Source organism: Sporosarcina cascadiensis, from assembly GCF_009650995.1.
GTDB classification, from domain to species: Bacteria; Bacillota; Bacilli; order Bacillales_A; family Planococcaceae; genus Sporosarcina; species Sporosarcina cascadiensis.
Genome location: NZ_WHVV01000015.1, coordinates 60232 through 79867, shown reverse-complemented (window position 1 = coordinate 79867; position 19636 = coordinate 60232). Strand labels below are relative to the sequence as shown.

Annotated in this window: 22 protein-coding genes; 17 read left to right on the top strand and 5 right to left on the bottom strand. The window is 44.9% G+C overall.

Features of this window, described 5'->3' with window-relative positions:
* Positions 1-147: 147 nt before the first annotated feature.
* The 8 genes from GDZ68_RS14625 to GDZ68_RS14590 all read left to right on the top strand — a co-directional run bounded on the left by GDZ68_RS14625 (position 148) and on the right by GDZ68_RS14590 (position 5732).
* On the top strand, positions 148-993 hold the full coding sequence (locus GDZ68_RS14625) for a GNAT family N-acetyltransferase (RefSeq protein WP_153723050.1): 846 nt from the start codon (positions 148-150) through the stop codon (positions 991-993).
* Between the two features lie 86 nt (positions 994-1079).
* On the top strand, positions 1080-1253 hold the full coding sequence (locus tag GDZ68_RS14620; protein WP_153723049.1) for a Zn-dependent hydrolase: 174 nt from the start codon (positions 1080-1082) through the stop codon (positions 1251-1253).
* On the top strand, positions 1240-1833 hold the full coding sequence (locus GDZ68_RS14615) for a Fic/DOC family protein (RefSeq protein WP_153723048.1): 594 nt from the start codon (positions 1240-1242) through the stop codon (positions 1831-1833). The genes GDZ68_RS14620 and GDZ68_RS14615 overlap by 14 nt, the downstream gene beginning before the upstream one ends.
* A 155-nt stretch (positions 1834-1988) precedes the next feature.
* On the top strand, positions 1989-2726 hold the full coding sequence (locus GDZ68_RS14610; protein ID WP_153723047.1) for a response regulator transcription factor: 738 nt from the start codon (positions 1989-1991) through the stop codon (positions 2724-2726).
* Positions 2723-4051: a GHKL domain-containing protein gene (locus GDZ68_RS14605; RefSeq protein WP_194841186.1), complete on the top strand. Its 1329-nt coding sequence runs from the start codon at positions 2723-2725 to the stop codon at positions 4049-4051. Before GDZ68_RS14610 ends, GDZ68_RS14605 begins: the two co-directional genes overlap by 4 nt.
* 80 nt (positions 4052-4131) lie before the next feature.
* On the top strand, positions 4132-4815 hold the full coding sequence (locus GDZ68_RS14600; RefSeq protein ID WP_153723045.1) for a YhfC family glutamic-type intramembrane protease: 684 nt from the start codon (positions 4132-4134) through the stop codon (positions 4813-4815).
* A complete protein-coding gene (locus GDZ68_RS14595) occupies positions 4812-5189 on the top strand; it encodes a DUF3887 domain-containing protein (RefSeq protein ID WP_194841185.1) in 378 nt (125 codons plus the stop codon). Before GDZ68_RS14600 ends, GDZ68_RS14595 begins: the two co-directional genes overlap by 4 nt.
* A 93-nt stretch (positions 5190-5282) precedes the next feature.
* The gene (locus GDZ68_RS14590; protein ID WP_153723043.1) at positions 5283-5732 is read left to right on the top strand and encodes a PH domain-containing protein; all 450 of its coding nucleotides are present in this window, start codon (positions 5283-5285) and stop codon (positions 5730-5732) included.
* A gap of 104 nt (positions 5733-5836) precedes the next feature.
* On the opposite strand, the gene GDZ68_RS14585 is transcribed toward GDZ68_RS14590, so the two are convergent.
* From GDZ68_RS14585 to GDZ68_RS14575, 3 genes are all read right to left on the bottom strand, one after another.
* Positions 5837-6787 (bottom strand): calcium/sodium antiporter, encoded by a 951-nt coding sequence (locus GDZ68_RS14585; protein WP_153723042.1) that lies wholly within the window; start codon positions 6785-6787, stop codon positions 5837-5839.
* A gap of 94 nt (positions 6788-6881) precedes the next feature.
* The gene (locus GDZ68_RS14580) at positions 6882-7622 is read right to left on the bottom strand and encodes a sulfite exporter TauE/SafE family protein (protein ID WP_153723041.1); all 741 of its coding nucleotides are present in this window, start codon (positions 7620-7622) and stop codon (positions 6882-6884) included.
* A gap of 39 nt (positions 7623-7661) precedes the next feature.
* The gene (locus GDZ68_RS14575) at positions 7662-7964 is read right to left on the bottom strand and encodes a hypothetical protein (RefSeq protein ID WP_153723040.1); all 303 of its coding nucleotides are present in this window, start codon (positions 7962-7964) and stop codon (positions 7662-7664) included.
* A gap of 158 nt (positions 7965-8122) precedes the next feature.
* Between GDZ68_RS14575 and GDZ68_RS14570 the strand changes: the two genes are divergently transcribed.
* From GDZ68_RS14570 to GDZ68_RS14560, 3 genes are read left to right on the top strand one after another with little or no spacing between them, the layout of a single operon-like run.
* On the top strand, positions 8123-8554 hold the full coding sequence (locus GDZ68_RS14570; RefSeq protein ID WP_194841184.1) for a YrvL family regulatory protein: 432 nt from the start codon (positions 8123-8125) through the stop codon (positions 8552-8554).
* Positions 8551-9003, top strand: coding sequence for a GNAT family N-acetyltransferase (locus GDZ68_RS14565; protein WP_153723038.1), 453 nt, complete (start codon positions 8551-8553; stop codon positions 9001-9003). Before GDZ68_RS14570 ends, GDZ68_RS14565 begins: the two co-directional genes overlap by 4 nt.
* Before the next feature lie 35 nt (positions 9004-9038).
* Positions 9039-9479: a GNAT family N-acetyltransferase gene (locus GDZ68_RS14560; RefSeq protein ID WP_153723037.1), complete on the top strand. Its 441-nt coding sequence runs from the start codon at positions 9039-9041 to the stop codon at positions 9477-9479.
* A gap of 122 nt (positions 9480-9601) precedes the next feature.
* Here the strand turns inward: GDZ68_RS14560 and GDZ68_RS14555 are convergent, their stop codons facing one another.
* Positions 9602-10486, bottom strand: coding sequence for a TetR/AcrR family transcriptional regulator (locus GDZ68_RS14555; protein WP_153723036.1), 885 nt, complete (start codon positions 10484-10486; stop codon positions 9602-9604).
* A 392-nt stretch (positions 10487-10878) separates the two neighbouring features.
* On the opposite strand from GDZ68_RS14555, the gene GDZ68_RS14550 reads away from it, so the two are divergent.
* Entirely contained in the window at positions 10879-14034 is a 3156-nt protein-coding gene (locus tag GDZ68_RS14550; RefSeq protein ID WP_153723035.1) for an efflux RND transporter permease subunit, read from the top strand.
* A 199-nt stretch (positions 14035-14233) separates the two neighbouring features.
* On the opposite strand, the gene GDZ68_RS14545 is transcribed toward GDZ68_RS14550, so the two are convergent.
* Positions 14234-14707 (bottom strand): hypothetical protein, encoded by a 474-nt coding sequence (locus GDZ68_RS14545; RefSeq protein WP_228551125.1) that lies wholly within the window; start codon positions 14705-14707, stop codon positions 14234-14236.
* Positions 14708-15002: 295 nt separating this feature from the next.
* On the opposite strand from GDZ68_RS14545, the gene GDZ68_RS14540 reads away from it, so the two are divergent.
* Genes GDZ68_RS14540 through GDZ68_RS14520 form a run of 5 tightly spaced genes read left to right on the top strand, consistent with a single transcriptional unit; the run spans position 15003 to position 19551 of the window.
* Positions 15003-16124 carry a betaine/proline/choline family ABC transporter ATP-binding protein gene (locus GDZ68_RS14540; RefSeq protein ID WP_153723034.1) on the top strand — a complete coding sequence of 374 codons (1122 nt, stop codon included), beginning with the start codon at positions 15003-15005 and terminating at the stop codon, positions 16122-16124.
* Positions 16125-16781, top strand: a complete 657-nt coding sequence (locus tag GDZ68_RS14535; RefSeq protein ID WP_153723033.1) for an ABC transporter permease — start codon at positions 16125-16127, stop codon at positions 16779-16781.
* The gene (locus GDZ68_RS14530) at positions 16781-17698 is read left to right on the top strand and encodes an ABC transporter substrate-binding protein (protein WP_153723032.1); all 918 of its coding nucleotides are present in this window, start codon (positions 16781-16783) and stop codon (positions 17696-17698) included. The genes GDZ68_RS14535 and GDZ68_RS14530 overlap by 1 nt, the downstream gene beginning before the upstream one ends.
* Before the next feature lie 11 nt (positions 17699-17709).
* A complete protein-coding gene (locus tag GDZ68_RS14525) occupies positions 17710-18351 on the top strand; it encodes an ABC transporter permease (RefSeq protein ID WP_153723031.1) in 642 nt (213 codons plus the stop codon).
* A gap of 15 nt (positions 18352-18366) precedes the next feature.
* Positions 18367-19551, top strand: coding sequence for a M20 family metallopeptidase (locus tag GDZ68_RS14520; RefSeq protein WP_153723030.1), 1185 nt, complete (start codon positions 18367-18369; stop codon positions 19549-19551).
* Positions 19552-19636: the final 85 nt, after the last annotated feature.

Genomic DNA, 19636 nt, shown 5'->3' with positions numbered 1-19636 from the left:
GATTCGTGATTGCTGAATTGAGGTGCCAATTAAATTGAGGTGCCTGTGTGCGACACAACTTGGACACTATTCTGAATTGTGTTGAAGTTGTGTGGCACACAGGCACCGTTGACAAACAGAAGACTTATTTGGATTGGAGACAGAGCAATGGAATTCGTAACGTACACGGACCCACAGCAATTTTCATTGAAAGCAAAACCTATTTTGACACAGCACGAAGATACTTTCAGCCTGTTCTACGGCATAATGGAAGCGATCAAAGCTGGCCGTTATGACAATCCGTTTATGGCGGCTGTAGAAGAGGATGGAGAAATTACCGCCCTGCTGCAGATGACGCCGCCTTATCCGCTGAATATAATCGTCAACCATCCAGAAAAGGCGGATGAAATTTTGGGGCAGACAGTACGATTGCTCGCTGAACAATCCATTTCCATCCCGACGGTGATCAGCAGAAAAGAGTGGGCGATCTCATTCGCAGAGAAGTGGAAGGCGGAGACAGGCCGCGGCTTTCAAGTAGAAATTGATGAGGGTGTGTACCGGCTTGATGCGGTTAATTCGGCGCTGGAAGACAGTCCGGGAAATTGGCGGCTGGCGACGAAAAAAGACGCGCTGCGGATTGCGGCCTGGCTGATGCTGTTTGAGAAAGAGGCTGGATTGCCGTTGACCCCTAAGGACGCGGTGCGTGAGGAAGTCGCCTCGTTCATCGACAGGCAGGAAGTATTCGTTTGGGAGAATGAAGGGAAAGTTGTCTCGATGATGAAAAAAGCACGTCCAACCGAGCGCGGAGTCACTGTTTCGATGGTTTTCACACCTAGGCAGGAACGCAGAAAAGGCTATGGCCGGACGATGGTCGCAAAGGTTTCTGAGGAACTGATGAAGGAATTTCAATTCTGCTTACTGTTTACGGACCTGGCAAACGCCACAGCGAATAAAATCTATCAGGAAATCGGCTATATGCAGATTGCGGATTTTGCGGTGGTGGAGTTGGACTGAAGTAATTGTGGTGCCTGTGTGTGACACACAGGCACGCGATACGGTATAATATAAGGTAAGATTGTACTGATAAAGGAGTTGTTTACATGAAGGCATTGAATCTGGAATCAAAAGAATTTAGAAGAGTAATGCATAATCTTCATCTGGAAAACTTAAGTCTTTCTCCTGAAGTACAGGAAAAAGTATTAGAGCTCGTAAATACAAAGACCTTAATTACCCCTAATTTAATTAAGGATATATTGCGACATGGGAAAGTATAATGAAAAAGAAAATGATGATTATCTATTAAAATATAATTTATTGGGGATTGATTCCCGTGAAGAACTTGAAAGAGCAGAAGCATTGGCATTTTCTCTCCGTGCAATGGCGCTAGAACAAAACGACTTTATATTTGGATCATTTACCTTGAAAGAGTTTCATGACCTGCATTATTACCTATTTCAAGATATCTATCCGTTTGCAGGAAAATTTAGGGATGTTCAGCTTATGAAAGGCGCTACTCGTTTCTGCCAAGTTCAATTTTTGAATAGCTATGCAAGTGACTTGTTTATGGAGTTAAATGAAGAGCCTCTCTGGAATTCATTGAATGAAGCTGCGGATCGTTTAGCATATTTTAAGACAGAATTAAATATGTTGCATCCTTTTCGTGAAGGAAATGGCAGGACTATCCGGATTTTCCTATATGCTTACGCAATGGATCGAGGAATTGAGTGGGCGTATGAAACACTGGAGAGGGAAAAGTATATACAGGCAATGATTCAATCTGTTACTGATCTAAAGCTGCTAAAAGAATTGTTTTTAGAAACGATTCAATATATTGGGGAATATAACGGGCACTGATCATTTACACAGATTAGTGCCCGTAGTTCATATAGGGGGGGAATTGGCATAATTAAGGTGCCTGTGCGCCACGCAATTCAGACACTATTCCGAATTGTTCCGAAGTTGTTTTGCGCACAGGCACGTAACTGATCCAAAGATAGAGAGTGATTCACATGAGTATTTTTATTTTAGAGGACGATGTTCATCAGGCACAGCGTCTGAAGGAGATCGTGGAGACCATCTGCGGGAAACATCATATAGCGTACGACAGGCTGCTGGTCACGGCAAGGAGCGAAGATATCCTGGGCCAGCTTCATTTGTCTGCGCGGATTCCGATTTACTTTCTGGATATCGAGCTGAAAGGAGAAGAGCGCAAAGGGCTGGAGACGGCACAGGAAATCCGCAGGCTGGATCCGGACGGTGTGCTGGTGTTCGTGACGACGCATGCGGAACTGGCGCCGATTTCCTATCAGTATATGGTGTCGGCTCTGACCTTTATCGATAAAGGGCTGCCGGTTAATGAACAGAGCGAAATCATTGAGAAATGTCTGCTTCATTATGCGGAACGCAACGAGTCGGCGCATGAGACGGATGATTTTGTGGTGGATAATGAACAAGCCACTGTACGTATTCCGTTTACTGAATTGGAGTTCATCATGACGGACGGACCTCACCGTTTGTCAGTGGTCACGGCGAATCGGCTGGTCCAGTATTACGGAACGCTGAAGGAGGCAGAATTGCTCGACGGCCGGCTGCTGCGCTGTCATCAGTCGTATGTGGTCAATGTGGAATGCGTGGCGATGTATCAGACGGCAGACCGCATGCTGGTCATGAAAAGCGGGAAACAGGTGCCGGTGTCACGTCGCCTGCAGCGCAAAGTGCAGCAGCGTGTGAAGGAGGCGAGCCGATGACGATCTACGATGTGGCGGCCGTGCTGCTGAACGGATTCAGCCATGTATATGTCTACCGGCAGCTGGCGGGCTATGACCGTCTGTCGGTCCGGATGATGCTCGCCGTCAGCGTCTTATTTACCGTGTTCCTGCAAGTGGCGGTCACGGTGACGGGCTATCCAGAATTAAACGGCATTTTGCTGTTCGTTTTTCTGCTCGGCATCGGATTCATGCGAGGCGGCATGCCGATTATACATAATGTGTTATACGCTTTAGGGAGTACCGCAGGCCTGACGCTTACGAGGCTTGTAGGGCTGGAGTCTGCCATGAAACTGTATATGGAGAGTCCGTGGAATCTGTATATTTGGACCCCGAGCCTTCTGCATCTGCTGGTCTCCGTTTTGATTTTGATTGCCGCTGTCGTGGGCCGCCGGCAGATTGCGCTGTTCGGGCGCTATGCCGTGATGGGCCGGTTTTACGCGGTCAGCTATGTTCTTCTGACTGCGAGTTTCGTCGCGCTTATGCTGCTGTCATCGCCTGCTTCGTTAATGTCGGCAGCCTGGTATCAGCAGGCTGCGTACGTCAGCTATGTCGCCGCGTTCGTACTGTTTTTTCTCCTGCTGACCGTGCTGCTTGTCAGCTGGCAGATCGCAAAAGACCGCATGGCCGAACGGCAGCAGATGCTGCTTGATAATGAAATGCTTGCCTACGTCGGCAAACTCGAGGCAATTCACGATGACTTCATCAGCTTCCGCCATGATTACCTGAACGTCCTGCTGGCGCTGGATGAAGGCGTGCGGCAGAAAGATCTGGCGCTGATTGAAGATGTCTATACAAATGTTGTGGCGCCGACTTCGGAACAGCTGAAACTGCGGGAATATGACCTGCTGAAGCTGTCCCGGATCGAGGTGCCGGAAGTGAAAAGCGTACTCGCTGTGAAAGTGATGACAGCGTATCAGCAAAATGTTGACGTGATGATCGATATCCCTGAAACGGTGGAATCGATTGCCATGCCGGTGACTGATTTTATCCGGGTCATTACGATTTTGCTCGATAATGCGATAGAAGAGGCGGTTGCCAGTGAAGAAAAACAGCTGCAGCTGGCGCTTTTCGATACGCCGGCTATTCAATATATCATCGTCCGCAACAGCAGCCGGGCTGAACCAGCCGATATCCGGCAGCTGTATGCAAAACAGTATTCGAATAAAAAGAACGGCAGAGGAATCGGGCTGTTTTCGCTGAAGCGGATTCTGGACAAGTCCTCTTATGCAACGCTTGAAACGTCATCTGCCGCCCATTTGTTCAGCCAGCAGCTGCTGCTGAAGAAAGAAGCGGACCGTTCATGACTGAATTCCGGCCGTTTGGGAAGAATCCGTTTTCGTAACCGGCCTGCTTCGGTAAGGTAGAAGCAGGGGGGTGACCGTATATGGCAGGAATTCTGTTCGCTTCAGCAGTTGGTCTTCTGCTTCCTGCAGGGCTGTTCATCGCGTCTTTCTTGAAAAAGCAGTGGCTGCCGTACGTGCTCGGCATACTGGCGTTTATCGTCTCACAGGTGCTGATCCGACTTCCGCTGTTGTCGTATCTGAGTGTAAACAGCACGGAATATATGATGCTGAGCGCTCTTCATCCGCTTCTCTATGCCGTATTTCTTGGCGTGACGGCGGGACTCGCGGAAGAATTGGCCCGTTATGTCGCGATGCGCTATTTCATGAAACAGCGCCAATGGCTATCGGGGCTGTTTTTCGGTGTGGGACATGGAGGAGTGGAGGCGTTGCTGCTGCTCGGCTTGCCGGCAGTGAGTTTGCTGTTCACGGCAGGACCTGCGATCTCGGGCGGACTGTATTTCATTGGCGGGCTGGAACGGATCTTTGCCATTCTGCTGCATATCGGCCTGTCGCTTCTTGTGCTGCAGTCGGTCAGGCAGAAGAAATGGAGATTTTTGCTGGCGGCGATTGGACTGCATGCGCTGATTGATGCGATGATCGGCATTGTGCCGCTATTTGTAGCGAAGAATCTGCAGCTGCCGGTCATGGAAACACTGATTGGCCTACTCGCTGTCGGCTTGTTCCTATACGGTCTCCGAATGAAGAGAAAGGACGGATGGATATGAAAAAAATGATGATGATCATCGCAGTGGCGCTGCTGCTCGCCGCGTGTGGAGGAAAGAAAGTGGATGAAGAAACATCGGAAATATATATCGGCAAGGCGGAGGAAGTGGTTGCGCTGCTGAATGCAGGCGATACGGCGAGTGTCCACGAGATGCTCGATGCCAATATGAAAGAGGCGCTGACTGCTGACCAGCTCGAAGAAGTGACCGGCCTGATACAGGATTCCGGTGAATTCAAAGAGGTGGATAAGTCGTCTGTCGAGGAAGACAAAGGGCATTTCATTACGGTACTGGCTGTGAAGTACAGCGAGGGGACACGGGTATTTACTATCACATTCAATGACTCGCAGGAAGTGGCGGGATTGTATATTAAGTAACCTAGGATTTTCGCGGAAGGGATTAAGGGTGCCTGTGCGTCATACAATTCGGACGCTATTCTGAATTGTTTATAATCTGTTTGGCGCACAGGCATGCCAGAAAGGGTGAGGGAGATTTTATTCGCATCTAAAAAAGACGGCGTGTACTTTGCGGCGGTTTGGATCACGGTGGCGGTGATTGCAGTGAGTATCGGCTTGGAGTTTTCATTCGACGTGGTATCTGTGCTGTGGCTGCTGTTTGGCTTGCTGCTGATAGGATTCCTGCTGTGGCTTTGGTTCGGCACGAATTATCATGTCGGGGAAGAAACCCTCACCATCCGGAATGGCCCACTGGTGTATCGTGTCGCAATGGAAGATATTCACAGGATCCGTAAAGTGAAAAGTGTATTGGCGACGCCCGCGCTCTCCGTGGACAGATTAGCTTTGGAGTATGGGAAATACCGCGATATACATGTTTCACCGAAGAATGAACAGGAATTTGTCAGGGTGTTGTTGGCCCGGAATCCGCGTATAGAGGTGGATGAGAAGGTTTTGGGGTGTTAAGCAGATAAATCGCTTTGAAAATTTCGTACTACGAACTTTCCAAAGCGATTTTTCTAGCTTCTTGGACATCGAATTCGGTGCCTTTATGGCTTACAGTCATATCTTTAATTCCGTAAAATAATATAAACCAAATACACAATATACGAAGCGGCAAGTACCACTCCTTCACGCTTTCCGATTTTGAATCCGGTTCTTGAGAAAATCAGTAGCACGACAGTGAGGACAATCATGAAGACCACGTCCACGACAACTTTATCGTTTATAGCCAATGGGGAAATGGCTGCCGATGCACCGAGTACAAATAAAATATTGAAGATATTACTCCCGACAATATTCCCGAGCGCAATTTCACTTTCTTTTTTCAGCGCCGCTGTAATAGAAGTGACCAGTTCAGGAAGAGAGGTTCCAATGGCGATGATCGTGAGTCCTACCAGCGTCTCACTCATGCCGAGAGAGTAGGCGATTTCCGTGCCGTTTTTCACAACTAGATCCCCGCCGAATATAATGGCGGCCAGTCCGAGCAGGGTGATGCCTATATTTTTACCTCGGCTAATGTTGGTGGTTGATGGTTTGATTTCATTGTTTTTACGGCTTTTCAGACCGGTCTCAATTACATAATACAGAAAGATGGAAAGAAACAGCAGGAAAATAAAGCCATCCCCGCGCGTGATCATATTGCTGCCGGACCCGAGGACCACGTCGCTCATCAGGACAAGCAGCGCCACACTGGCGAGCAGGGTGAACGGGATTTCCTTTCGGATGGTCTCACTTTCGACTTTCAGGGGATATAAAAAAGCGGCCAGTCCGACAACAAGCGTGATATTGAAAATATTGCTGCCGACCACGTTTCCGACTGCGACGCCCGAATTGCCTTCGAGTGCGGCAATAATACTGACAGTCGCTTCCGGAGAACTTGTCCCGAATGCCACGATGGTCAGGCCGATTAAAAGTGGCGGGACCCGCAGCAGTCTTGCAATATTGGAGGATCCCTCAACGAAAAAGTCTGCTCCTTTTATTAATAAGGCGAATCCGACGAGTAATAGAATATATGCCATTGAACTGTTTTCTCCTCCTTTGAGTAGTGGTGCCTGTGCGCCAAACAAACGTGAAAGTTTAAACATTCATGTTAGTTTCAACAATCATGAATGTTTATTGCACAGGAACTTCCGAGATTAGGCCGGTGAACAGCAAATAGATTCCTGTACATAATAAAATACCATAGGTGACGCGTCGAAAGGTATTCTGGCTGATCCATTTAGATGATAACTGGCCCATCACGATGCCGATAAAAAGAGCGGGGATAGCTGACATGGACAAAATCCACGTCTCTTTGGAGGTCCCGCCCAGTGCTATTTGCATAATTAAACTAGCGGCATAAACGAAAAGATAATAAGCCAGTGTCGTGCTCCGGAGTGTTATCTGGTCAATACGGGCTCCCGAAAAGTATAGCAGCAGAGGGGGACCTGGCACGCCGATGCTGGTAGTTAGTGCACCGGAAATGCCTCCAGCTAACAGATCCCTGTTCTGTGTCCGGCTCATCGTAAACTGCAGCATCAATAAGACGGTCAACAGCAGGATCAGAGCTCCGACGGCCATTTTCAGCAGTCGGATGTCCAAGAAAAGATAAATGAAGATACCGCATAGTAAGCCGGGGATGCTTCCTTTGACCAATTGGAGCAGCATGGATCGGTCGATTTCATTTCTGATTGTGCGGATCATAAATGCGGACAGGCAGATGGACAGGATGATATTTATCTGAATTGCAGTTTGCGGCGGATACAGAAATAATAAAAATGGCGTGCCGATAATAGAAAAGCCGTAGCCGGTACTCGTCTGCAAAAGTGATGCAATGAGTACAATCACCATAAGTATGATAACCTCTTCGCTCATAAGAAAATCACCTGCTTTTCTGCAGCGGAACTGCGGGAATCATTCGATCTTTTCTACTGTAAGGGTAATGATCTTGAGCGGAGCCGTTTCCATAATTGTTCCGTCATACCCTATCTTAACTTTATCCCCGATTTGAAACGTTTCATTCGGGTTTACTGAGAGGTTAATTTCAATTTGTCCAAGGACTTTGCCGTCTTCTTGTGCAGCATCAACCAGTGCGCTGTCTCCTCTGATTTCCTGAATAGTACCTATGAAAGTTGCCTTCACATCGTTTTTAGAACTGCAGGCAAACAGCAGGCCGGCAGCCAGGATGAGGGTGAATACTATCGCCTTATTTTTCATAGCTGCATTCCTCCTTTAACAAAAAGACGAATATTCTGGATTAATGTTCGTGTGTGTGAACACTGAATGACATGTGGAGTTTTGATTGAACATGAAACATTTCAATGAATGAATCCGTAGAATAGGCAGTTTTGATTACACTATAAGGGATGAATACGTTGAAATCCAGTGAGAGAATTTTTATCCTCATCGCCATGACACTGCTGATCGCAGTTTCAGCTGCTGTCGTGTTTGGCGGTTTGTATTTCGGGCTTGCAGGTTTCTTTTACTTAATCGGCGTCACTTATGAATCAAACGGAACTTTGCTGCTGTTCGTTTTCTACTGCATCTTGATTGGAATCATTTTTGAAATCATTGAAAAAGTCATTCTGTTTTTCCTGATGAAGTCGAATTTGCAGGCGCGGAAGAAGTTTATTTGGATGGCACTTGTGAAGCTCGCATTGACATGGATGGTCATTCATACGGTTAATGAATGGATGACTGGAATCACGTTAACGGGCTTTGCGGAAATCCTGACAGCGATTTTGATCTTCAGCGTGGATATCGTATTTGATGACGAGCAGAAGAAAGATCATAGGAGGCCGTTATGAAAATCAGAGAGCTGCATTCAAATGAAACGCCTCCGGTTGATTTGCTGCTCTTAGCAGATCCTTCCAGGCAACTGGTTGACGAGTACGTGGAAAGAGGAACTTGTTTTGTTGCGGATGATGGAGAAGTAATCATTGGTGTATTCGTCCTGCTGCCTACAAGACCTGGTACGGTGGAACTTGTGAATATTTCAGTAGCGGAGGGGCGTCAGGGCGAAGGAATAGGAAAGGCATTGGTTCTGGCAGCGATCAGGGAAGCAAAGTCCAATGGCTATATGACGATGGAGATCGGGACAGGCAATTCGAGCATCGGCCAGCTGGCGCTCTATCAGAAATGCGGTTTTCGAATAACTGGCATCGATAGGGATTTCTTCACCAGGCACTACAAGGAAACGATTTTTGAAAACGGAATCCAGTGCAGGGATATGATCCGGCTTTCGCAGGATTTGTGAAGAATGAAAGCATATACAGTAAGGAAGTGAATTTAATGGAAATTAGAAAACCTGACGAAATGGAACAGGAACAGATTATTTCTTTATCTCCTCAGGCAATCGCTGACGGCACGCTGGGTGAGGTGAAGCCGACGAATGAAAAAGTGCGGCAGCTGACGGAGCCGCTTCTGAAAAAAGGCTGCTATTATCTGGCTGCTTATGAAAACAACGAATTGCTGGGCTGGATTCTTGCCGGTCCGAGTAAAGATCAATTCACGGATCAGCCGATTGGTTTTATTTATGAACTATTTGTCAGAGAGGAATTTAGAGGAAAGGGAATCTCGAAGCGGTTGATGTCTGTTGCGATTGATCGGTTGAAAGAGACCGGATATCCTGAAATCCGCCTGAGCGCATTTGAAGGAAACCCCGCGATCCGGCTGTACGAAAAGATGGGGTTCCATGCGAGGAACGTGACGATGAGTCTACAGATAAAATAGAGAGCAGTCCCTGTGTGACAATCACACGTGAAACTGATTATCGCACAGGGATGGAAGATCTCCTTGAAAAAGCCGTTGTATCACTACATACATTGAGCAAAAATCCCGGACGGTATCAGGTGTTATAAAAGTTGAATGCCGAGCAGCTTTGCGATTTTTTCGCGATAGATGTCAAATTCTTTCACCGCCTTTAAGTTAGCCAGCATTCCCTGGAAAATGTACGACTCCAATTCCGGCTTTTTCAGTTCAGCAGACAGAAAATCAATCACGCCCTGCAAGCCTTCTTTTTTCTCCGAATCAAACTTCATCACCTCGAGCTGTTCTTTCATGTCCGCCAGCAGCGCAAGGACTTTTTCCTTGCGGTTCGCTATGCCGAATGTCTCTTTCGAGAAAGGGTTCAGCAGATTATTTTTCATGATTGGCACTTCGCCGTTTTCAAAGGATTCGACCATGTCATCAATTCGGTTCATCATGAAATTCGAGATCAGGGAAGTATCGATCTGTAAATCTTGAAAAAGCATGACGGCAAGGTAACTGGTACGGATTCCTTCAATCAGTAAAATAATATCTCCGGTATAGGCAGTGATCTTTTCCCCGAATAATTCAATTAAGTTTTTTTCATACCAGCTCAGCATTTCATATTGGGTTTTCTCCATCACTTCGCGCAGTTGTTTATTGATGGAAAAATTTTGTTCGCGCATATAGACCATCAAGAATTCTTTCTGCTGATTCAGTTGTTCAAATGGCACATTCAGCTGTTTCTTCATTTTATCCCGTGGATTTAAACGTTCCTGATCAATTTCTTGAGTTCTGGTTCTTAGTTGCTCAAAGTAGTATTCAAAAATAGCGATATGCAGTTCTTCTTTAGAAGAAAAGTGATGATAAAAAGCCCCTTTGGAAATCCCGCAGTCATTCACGATGTTTTGGACAGACGTGTTCGTAAAGCCATCCTTCGCAAATAATTTAATGGCAGACTCTATAAGTTCTTTGCGTTTCTTTTCCTTCATTTGCCTCCCCCTTTTCACAGTGCATATTTACAAGATTAGCCAACAATTTATCAACATGCAATGAATTGTCAACAGTAGGATAATTTTGTTCCACGCTCTCCTTTTGACCGACTAGTCACAAAATGGACAAAGCATTTATGAGTAGATGAAATTTATAATATCGTAACAGATTGAAACTTGATTTTGACTGACTGGTCATTTATAGTATAAAACATCGTGACTGACTGGTCAATTTGTCATTGGGGTCAGTAAATGTTTTAGCAGACAGTTGCGCAGATGATAGTTCACTGCTCAGGGGAGGGAAAGTCTGAACGGGAAGTTTCTAATGCAGGACATCATAAATGATCGCTGATTTAATATTATTCGAAACTAATTTGCCGGGAGTGTATCACTTGAAGAAAATAACGAATTTTGCGCTCAACAATAAATTTGCCGTATGGATTCTGACGGTAATGGTAATTGTTGCAGGCTTGTACTCTGGTTTTAATATGAAACAGGAAACGATGCCGACGATTACTTTGCCGAATGTAACGGTACTGACTGCCTATCCGGGAGCTGCTCCTGATGAAGTAGCGGAAAAAGTGACGGTTCCCATTGAACAACGGATCCAGAACCTGGACGGCGTAGAACTGGTCAGCTCGTCTTCGTTAGCCAACGCTTCTTCTATTCAAGTTCAATTCGGTTTTAAAACGGATATGGATAAGGCAACAGAAGAAATAAAAGAAACCTTGTCCGTACTTTCATTGCCGGAGGGTGTGAATGAACCGCAAGTCTCACGGTTAAGTTTCAATGCGCTTCCTGTTTTGACATTGAGTGTCAGTGATAACAAACGGACTGCGGATGAGATGAGTGCGGTGGTGGAGGCGGATGTCCTTCCAGTTTTAGAGGGAATCGAAGGTGTTGCAGACGTACAGATCAGCGGACAGCAGCTGAAAAAAGTCACAATAGACTTTGATGAAGAACAACTGAAGAAATACGGAATGTCACAGGAAACGATCCAGCAGATCATTCAAGGATCTGATATTACACTGCCGTTAGGTTTAACGAATTTTGACGGTGAAGTAAAAAACTTGGTGATTGACGGGAATATTGCCAGTGTCGATGATTTGAAAAAGCTGAAGATTCCTGCCGTGCCTTCACAAGGAGCCGGTCAAATGGATCCCGCACAGCCTGCTGCTCCGACTGCACAGACACAGGTGCCAATGGAGATACCTTCTGTCCAATTAGGCGACCTGGCTGAGATCAAGGTGGTAAGTGAAGCAGAATCAATTTCCAGAACAAACGGGGAAGACTCCATCGGCATCCAAATTGTCAAAGCAGCCGATGCCAATACAGTAGAAGTTGTCAACGATGTAAAAGATACACTGACTACTTTTGAAAAGGATTTGGCTCTGACGGTCACTTCGACGATGGATCAGGGACAGCCGATTGAGGATGCGGTCAGTACGATGCTGAGCAAGGCGTTGTTCGGTATCATCTTTGCGGTGTTAATCATCTTACTGTTCTTGAGAAGTATTAAAACGACCCTTATTTCTATTGTCTCTATCCCATTGTCTTTATTAATGGCAATATTTCTCCTGCACCAAATGGACATCACTCTGAATCTGTTAACACTGGGTGCTCTGACCGTAGCAATTGGGCGAGTCATCGATGATTCCATTGTGGTCATGGAAAATATTTATCGCCGTATGGCATTGCCGGATGAAAAGTTACGCGGAAAAGACTTAATTCGTGAAGCGACACGGCAAATGTTCATCCCGATATTTTCTTCTACCATTGTAACCATTGCGGTATTTTTACCGATTGGTTTAGTGGGCGGAATTGTTGGGGAAATGTTCTTGCCGTTCGCTCTGGCCATCGCATTTGCGCTCGCAGCTTCCTTGATTGTGGCAGTGACAATTGTTCCGATGCTTGCTCATTCATTGTATAAGAAGCAGTTAACCACTGTTGGTTCCAATGAAAACAGCAGGAAAATCGAGAAGCCCGGGAAGATGGCTCATGCTTACAAGCGTATTTTGGAATGGACACTCGACCATAAACTGATTACATTCGGTGGATCGGTTGTACTGCTCGTCTTAAGCTTCTTCTTGGTACCGCATATCGGCGTTAGCTTCCTGCCTGAAGAGGAAGAAAAAATGATTATTGCCACGTACAGTCCGGAAGCGGGCCAAACAAAAGAAGATGCTGTAGAGATTGCACAGAATGCAGAGGAATTCTTCAGCAAACGTGAAGGGGTAACGACTTATCAGTATTCATTGGGAGGCGGAAGTCCGATGGATGCTATGATGGGAATGGGCGGAAGTAATTCTGCGCTATTCTTCATTGAGTACGATAAGGATTATAAGAACTTTGACGGAGAAAGCTCAAAAGTCATTGACACGCTGAATGAAAATTCAGCCCGTGGCGAATGGAAAAGCATGGACTTTGGCGGTATGGGCGGCAGCGGCCTGCAACTGTTTGTCTATGGAAATAGTAAAGAAGATATTGAGGCTGCTGCGAAGCAAATTTTACCGATTCTTGAAGACCATAAAGATTTGGAAAAAGCTGAGTCCAGTCTTTCTGAAGCATACGATCAATATACGCTAGTCGCCGATCAGGAAAAGTTGAGCAGCCTGGGACTGACTGCTGCGCAAGTGGGCATGAGCCTGATGGGAGCAGGGGAAGAACCTGCACTGACTACAGTAAAACAGGACGGCAAAGAATTACAGGTCTATGTTGAAGTAAAAGAAGACGAGTACAGCAGTATCGAAGAACTGCAGGATAAAGTGATTCCAACACCGCTTGGCGTTCCCGTCAGACTGGGAGATGTCATGGAGGTGGAAGAAGGAAAAACACCGGATACGATTGATCGGCGTGACGGAAAAATGTATGCTTCTCTGACAGCTGATGTGACGAGCAAAGATGCTGCTGCAGTTTCAAGTGCTGTTGAAAAGAAAATTAATGACCTCGATTTGCCGACTGGCGTTAAGGTTGACTTTGGCGGCGTCACAGAACAAATCAATGAGTCATTCTCACAATTAGGTCTGGCGATGCTTGCCGCAGTAGCAATTGTCTACTTTGTGCTGGTTGTAACATTTGGCGGCGCACTGGCACCGCTCGCCATTCTGTTCTCACTTCCATTTACCATTATCGGAAGTCTCGTGGCACTCTGGATTGCCAATGAACCTCTAAGTGTCTCAGCGATGATCGGCGCACTGATGCTGATCGGTATCGTCGTGACCAATGCGATCGTGTTGATCGACCGAGTCATCCATCAGGAAAAGGCAGGGTTCTCGACCCGGGAAGCTCTGTTGGAAGCGGGATCCACTCGTCTCCGTCCGATTTTGATGACGGCTCTTGCTACTATCGGAGCACTTATCCCATTGGCAATGGGTGTGGAAGGCGGCGGTGGCGGTTTGATTTCTAAAGGATTGGGCATCACAGTAATCGGCGGACTGATCAGTTCAACTTTATTGACGCTGGTGATTGTTCCGATTGTTTATGAAACATTTATGAAACCGCGGAAGAGAAAAGTGAAACAGCAGAAGGAGACAGTACGCGATAATTAATGAATGACGATAATTTACAGCAACAGCGCCCTTTGACCGGTCATTTGGTCAAAGGGCGTTTTTTAATGAATTAAAAGAAGGACGACAAACAAAATGTGAGGAGAATTCAGAATGCCTTCATGCTGGCTCAGGGAAAGCTCGGGATTGTCCGGCTGGTTTGAGTGAAATTGAACTGTTAAGAAGGACTTGCTCACCGCATTTAGTTCTTCATCAGATAAATATAGCCGTCTCTTCTGTCGACTTGAAAAGTTACATCTTCTTGCGAGCTGCGTATGGAAGCAGGAGAAGAATCGTCAGTACTGCCGTCTGAGAAATAAATTCCATATCCATTATTCTGGGGATAGCCATATACATAACAAACCACTTTTTCATCCTTCATGAAAACCAACTGATTCATCCCTTCGCTGACAGTTTCACTGATCCTGTCCCACTTGTAGCCGACGGTCTTATAGATTGCGTCCTTGGATGTATAGGGATCGAAAGAGTATACAAGATCCCATTCGAACGGAGTGACATCGGATAAATTCACCGACTCCACGGATTCTCCAATGTTCAGCACTTCTTGTTTCAGCAGCGCTTCATTCGTTTCCCACATGTCTTTTTTGCAGGCTTTTATCAATAGAACGGCGATCAGTATTACGACAGCTATTGTCATTATTTTTTTCTTTTTCACACGGCCGCACCCCTTCAATCCCCCAATTTTTATGACTATGACATATAAACGAATTGTGTTTGAGGAAGTTGCTATTCTGCATATAGTTTATTCTGAGTAGTTTCAAAGTAGTTTCGCACATAGACACCCCGGTTTAGTATCTAAATTACATAGTACACAAGCACGAATAATGCAGATATGTTCAGTAATTCTGTAAATTGAACAATGAATCTGTTACGATTGTGGAGTGTCTAAAAATAATCTGAAGTAAATACATAGGAACTAACACTGTGTCTTCGAGAAAGTGAGAGTAAATATGATAGAACTACAAAAAGTGAATAAAGTATATGAGGATGGGTCTCATGTACTGAAAGATATCGATTTGCTGTTTGAAAGTGGGAAAATAAACGTCTTAATTGGCCCGAGTGGTTGCGGCAAGACGACGACCATGAGACTTTTGAATCGCTTGACTGAACATACAGAGGGAGAAATCTTTATTGATGGCAAGAATATTGCAGAGTTTAACCCAATTGAATTACGTAGGCAAATGGGTTATGTGATTCAAAGCATAGGCCTTTTTCCACATATGAATATCTATGATAACGTAGCGACAGTGCCGAAGCTCTTGAAATGGGATAAGAATAAAATAGACGAGCGGGTAACCGAGTTGCTGGAGATGGTCAATTTACATCCAGAGCAATATAAAAAACGGTATCCATCTGAACTTAGCGGGGGGCAGCAGCAAAGAGTGGGCGTGATCAGAGCTTTGGCTGCAGAACCTTCTACCATATTAATGGATGAACCGTTCAGTGCATTGGATCCTATCAGTAGAGAGCAATTGCAGAATGAACTCGTTCGTCTGCAAAAGGATATTCAAAAAACGATCATCTTCGTTACGCATGATATGGATGAAGCAATTAAAATAGCAGATCAAATCATTTTAATGAAGGATGGACAGATTGTGCAGCAGGGAACTCCGCAAGAACTTTTGATGAATCCTGCTAATGACTTTGTCAGAGAGTTTATTGGAGAAGATCGACTAGCAAACGCTAAGCCAATCCCTTTGCTTTCTAGTTTCGTTGATCCTCTGGTACAAGCTATCCGGCTTTCCGAATCAAAGGAATCGGTAATCAAGAGAATGCTTCAGCAGAAAAGCTTCACGTATCCGGTTGTGGATGAAACGAACAAACTGGTAGGACAACTTTCATTGGGGGCTTTATTGAGCGGGGATTTCACATGTTTGGAAGAAGCTGTAGATCCATCTGTTCAGGCATTGTCGATTGATCAGTCTCTTGATGATATTTTTGAACAACTAGAACAACAGGAGATGCAAAGCGTGCCGGTTGTTGATAAAGAGAATACGTTTTTAGGAATGATTGATATGAAGAATTTTATTCAGTCGTTCCGCTCTTTCTACGGGAAACGCGGTGAGATTTAAATGGAGTTTATAGTAGATTATCTGGACTTTTGGAAGGAACGATATATATCCATTTTAGAATATACCTATCAACACCTGGTCATGTCTGTGATCAGTTTATTGTTAGGGATACTTATCACCATCCCCCTTGCAATTTTATTAACCCGTTTAAAAAGTAATTTTTTAAAAAGTCTGGTCTTTAATATCGCCAACGTATTTCAGACAATCCCTACGATTGCGATGCTGGCGCTGATGATTCCAATTCTGGGAATCGGTATGAAACCCGCTGTTACTGCCATGTTTTTATACTCGCTTCTCCCTTTGCTGCGAAACACCTATACAGGCATAAAATCCATAGATCCAGGTGTTGTAGATTCAGCAAAAGGAATGGGCTACAGCGCATTTCAAAGTTTGGTTAAAATCGAACTTCCTTTGGCGATGCCATATATCATGTCAGGGATTCGAGTGACGTCTGTTTACATAATCAGCTGGGTTACGATGGCGGCCGTTATTGGAGCCGGCGGGCTGGGTGGACTCATCATTTCGGGGATTGGATTTAATAATAAATACTTAATTTTTACAGGAACGATCTTGGCGATTATTTTAGCAGTGGGAACTGATTTAATTTTTGGCCGTATTGAAAAATCTAGAAATAAAAATAGGAGGAAGACAATTTAATGAGAAAACTACTAATCGCAACTTCCGCACTTGCACTGTTATTCGTTTTGACTGCATGTGGCGGGAAAGACAAAGAAACAACAGCTGGTGGTACCTATTTTGAAATGGGTACACAGGATTATACGGATCCTAAAATCATTGCGTACATGGTAAAAGAACTTGTTGAAGATCAAACGGACCATGAGGTGAATATAACGGAAAATATCCAAGCGAGTCCGTTAATTATTACCGCGATGGATAAAGGAGATTTTGATCTGGCCACGTTGTATTCAGGTGAAGTGTATAATAATCACTTTGATGATGACAAAGTAGAATATACAACGGATGCAGACAAAACACTTGCACAAGCGCAGAAGTTATTTAATGAAAAGTTTGATTTGAAATGGTTCGATTCATTAGGCTTTGAAAATAAATATACCATCGCTATCTCAGATGATTATGCGAAAGAAAAGAATATCGAAACGATGACTGACTTGGCCGAATTTGCGCCGGATCTGACAATTGGTACTGACTCCGCATGGATAGAGCGTGGGGATGATGGTTACCGAGCGTTTCAGGAACATTATGGCTATTCATTTAAAAAGGCTTTAGGAATGGAAATTTCATTGATGTATGAAGGATTAAAGACAGGAGAACTGGATGCAATCACAGCCTACTCAGTAGATCCAGAAATTAAAGAGCTGAATTTGAAGGTGCTGGAAGATGATAAAGGATTTTTCCCTCCATCCACCGCATCGCTTGTTGCGAGAAATGATAAGTTGAAAGAGTATCCTGAACTGGAGGATATCATTAATTCAATGACTGATCTGATCAATGAAGAAGAAATGACGCAGTTAATTTATGAAGTAGATATTGAGAAGAAAGAACCGAAAGAGGTAGCGAAGAACTTTTTAGTAGAAAAAGGCTTACTGAAATAAGGAGAATGTAAATGGAGTTTCTGACAGAGTTAATGCAGTATGTAGTTGAAAATCAGTCTGAAATGCTATCCTTAACGATTGAGCATATTCTATTAGTTGTTTATGGAGTAGCCTTAGCGTTTGTTGTCGGTGTTCCATTAGCCATTCTTGCTGTGAAAGTAGAACGTTTGGCGCCGGTTATTTTGTCGGCGGCCAATGTTCTGCAGAATGTTCCGAGCCTGGCGATGTTAGCCATCCTTATGCTGTACTTTGGTTTAGGTAATACCGCAGTTATTATTGGTTTGTTTTTCTATTCATTACTTCCTATTATTCGCAATACCTACGTGGGTTTACAGGAAGTGGATGGAAACCTGTTGGATGCGGGTAAGGGGGTTGGGATGAGTTCATTTCAACTTTTGACTAAAGTTCAAATTCCTCTTTCCTTGCCATTTTTAGTGGCTGGACTAAGAGTTGCCGCCGTTATTGCGGTCGGTGTAGCTTCCATCGCTCCTTATGTTGGCGGTGGGGGTCTGGGTAAGGAAATCGTTTCGGGTATTGCACAGCGATCCGATATAAAGATTTTGGCAGGCGCTATACCTGCTGCGTTATTGGCAATCATTGCAGACTATATTCTTGGTTTTTTTGAAAAGTACGCAAAAAAGAGAACAACTTAAAAAGGTGGGCTAGGTATGAAACAACAGTTATTTACTCGCCTGGAAGACGGTTATGAAGAAATGATCAAGCTGCGCCGTGATTTTCATATGCATCCCGAACTTTCATTTCAGGAAGTGAACACGGCAAAGAAAATAGCTGAATTCCAGCGGAGACTAGGGTTGGAAGTACAGACAAATGTAGGTGGACATGGAGTCGTTGCGACGTTGCGGGGGAAGCATCCTGGAAAGACCATTGCAGTACGCGCGGATTTTGATGCGCTACCCATACAGGAAGAAAATGATGTGCCTTATAAATCGACAAATCCAGGTGTCATGCACGCATGTGGACATGACGCACATACTGCGATTGCATTAGGTCTCTCAAAGGCACTTGTTGCAATGAAAGATGATATCGCAGGCAATATTGTATTTATTCATCAGCATGCAGAAGAGGAAGATCCCGGCGGCGCAAAGCCGATGATTGAAGCGGGTGCTCTGGATGGAGTGGATGTAATTTTCGCTACACATATGGAAAACTATATTCCTGTAGATCATGTATTGTACAGTGAGAATTATATCCTGGGTGCATGCGATGATTTTACAATTGAAATAATCGGTTCTGGCGGACATGGGGCGTTTCCGCAAGACACGGTGGATGTCATTGCACTAGGTGGTCAATTAATCGGTAATTTGCATCAAATCACCAGCAGAAAAGTGGATCCGCTGAAATCGGCTGTATTGTCGATTGGTTCGTTCCATGCCGGAGAGGCAGCAAATGTTATTCCCGAAAGAGCGATACTAAAAGGGACAATCAGAACGTTTGATGAAGATGTGCGTCAAAGTATGTATGAATGGCTGAAAACCATTACCACTCATACTTGCCAGGCATTTGGCGCGACGCACGAATTGGAATATATGTTTGGCTATCCTGCCACAAAAAATGATCCAGGAATTACAAAACTGCTGGTGAATGCAGCGAAAGAAGTTCTGCCGGTGATGAACATACAGGAGATGCAGCCGAATATGGGTGCAGAAGATTTTTCTTACTTCCTCCAGAATGTTCCGGGAACTTATTTTTTCACAGGCTCCGCGAATGAGGAGAAAGGCTTTATTTATCCTTATCATCATCCGAAGTTTGACATAGACGAAAAAGCTTTATTAAACGGCGCGAAAGTAATTGCCTCCAGTATGGTGGACTACTGGGAAATGTATAACGCTTGAAAAAAAGGGGTCTGCCTGTGCAGATCCTTTTTTGGTGTATCTATGCACTGCGCAATGTGAACGCGGATTAGCACCAATCACCATC

What these genes read in the sequence shown, in the direction of transcription:
- GDZ68_RS14625 (WP_153723050.1), top strand. Translation starts at nt 148, where the DNA reads ATGGAATTCGTAACGTACACGGACCCACAGCAATTTTCATTGAAAGCA.
- GDZ68_RS14615 (WP_153723048.1), top strand. Translation starts at nt 1,240, where the DNA reads ATGGGAAAGTATAATGAAAAAGAAAATGATGATTATCTATTAAAATAT.
- GDZ68_RS14530 (WP_153723032.1), top strand. Translation starts at nt 16,781, where the DNA reads ATGAGAAAACTACTAATCGCAACTTCCGCACTTGCACTGTTATTCGTT.
- GDZ68_RS14620 (WP_153723049.1), top strand. Translation starts at nt 1,080, where the DNA reads ATGAAGGCATTGAATCTGGAATCAAAAGAATTTAGAAGAGTAATGCAT.
- GDZ68_RS14560 (WP_153723037.1), top strand. Translation starts at nt 9,039, where the DNA reads ATGGAAATTAGAAAACCTGACGAAATGGAACAGGAACAGATTATTTCT.
- GDZ68_RS14535 (WP_153723033.1), top strand. Translation starts at nt 16,125, where the DNA reads ATGGAGTTTATAGTAGATTATCTGGACTTTTGGAAGGAACGATATATA.
- GDZ68_RS14585 (WP_153723042.1), bottom strand. Translation starts at nt 6,787, where the DNA reads ATGGCATATATTCTATTACTCGTCGGATTCGCCTTATTAATAAAAGGA.
- GDZ68_RS14580 (WP_153723041.1), bottom strand. Translation starts at nt 7,622, where the DNA reads ATGAGCGAAGAGGTTATCATACTTATGGTGATTGTACTCATTGCATCA.
- GDZ68_RS14575 (WP_153723040.1), bottom strand. Translation starts at nt 7,964, where the DNA reads ATGAAAAATAAGGCGATAGTATTCACCCTCATCCTGGCTGCCGGCCTG.
- GDZ68_RS14540 (WP_153723034.1), top strand. Translation starts at nt 15,003, where the DNA reads ATGATAGAACTACAAAAAGTGAATAAAGTATATGAGGATGGGTCTCAT.
- GDZ68_RS14520 (WP_153723030.1), top strand. Translation starts at nt 18,367, where the DNA reads ATGAAACAACAGTTATTTACTCGCCTGGAAGACGGTTATGAAGAAATG.
- GDZ68_RS14605 (WP_194841186.1), top strand. Translation starts at nt 2,723, where the DNA reads ATGACGATCTACGATGTGGCGGCCGTGCTGCTGAACGGATTCAGCCAT.
- GDZ68_RS14610 (WP_153723047.1), top strand. Translation starts at nt 1,989, where the DNA reads ATGAGTATTTTTATTTTAGAGGACGATGTTCATCAGGCACAGCGTCTG.
- GDZ68_RS14555 (WP_153723036.1), bottom strand. Translation starts at nt 10,486, where the DNA reads ATGAAGGAAAAGAAACGCAAAGAACTTATAGAGTCTGCCATTAAATTA.
- GDZ68_RS14595 (WP_194841185.1), top strand. Translation starts at nt 4,812, where the DNA reads ATGAAAAAAATGATGATGATCATCGCAGTGGCGCTGCTGCTCGCCGCG.
- GDZ68_RS14565 (WP_153723038.1), top strand. Translation starts at nt 8,551, where the DNA reads ATGAAAATCAGAGAGCTGCATTCAAATGAAACGCCTCCGGTTGATTTG.
- GDZ68_RS14600 (WP_153723045.1), top strand. Translation starts at nt 4,132, where the DNA reads ATGGCAGGAATTCTGTTCGCTTCAGCAGTTGGTCTTCTGCTTCCTGCA.
- GDZ68_RS14525 (WP_153723031.1), top strand. Translation starts at nt 17,710, where the DNA reads ATGGAGTTTCTGACAGAGTTAATGCAGTATGTAGTTGAAAATCAGTCT.
- GDZ68_RS14590 (WP_153723043.1), top strand. Translation starts at nt 5,283, where the DNA reads ATGCCAGAAAGGGTGAGGGAGATTTTATTCGCATCTAAAAAAGACGGC.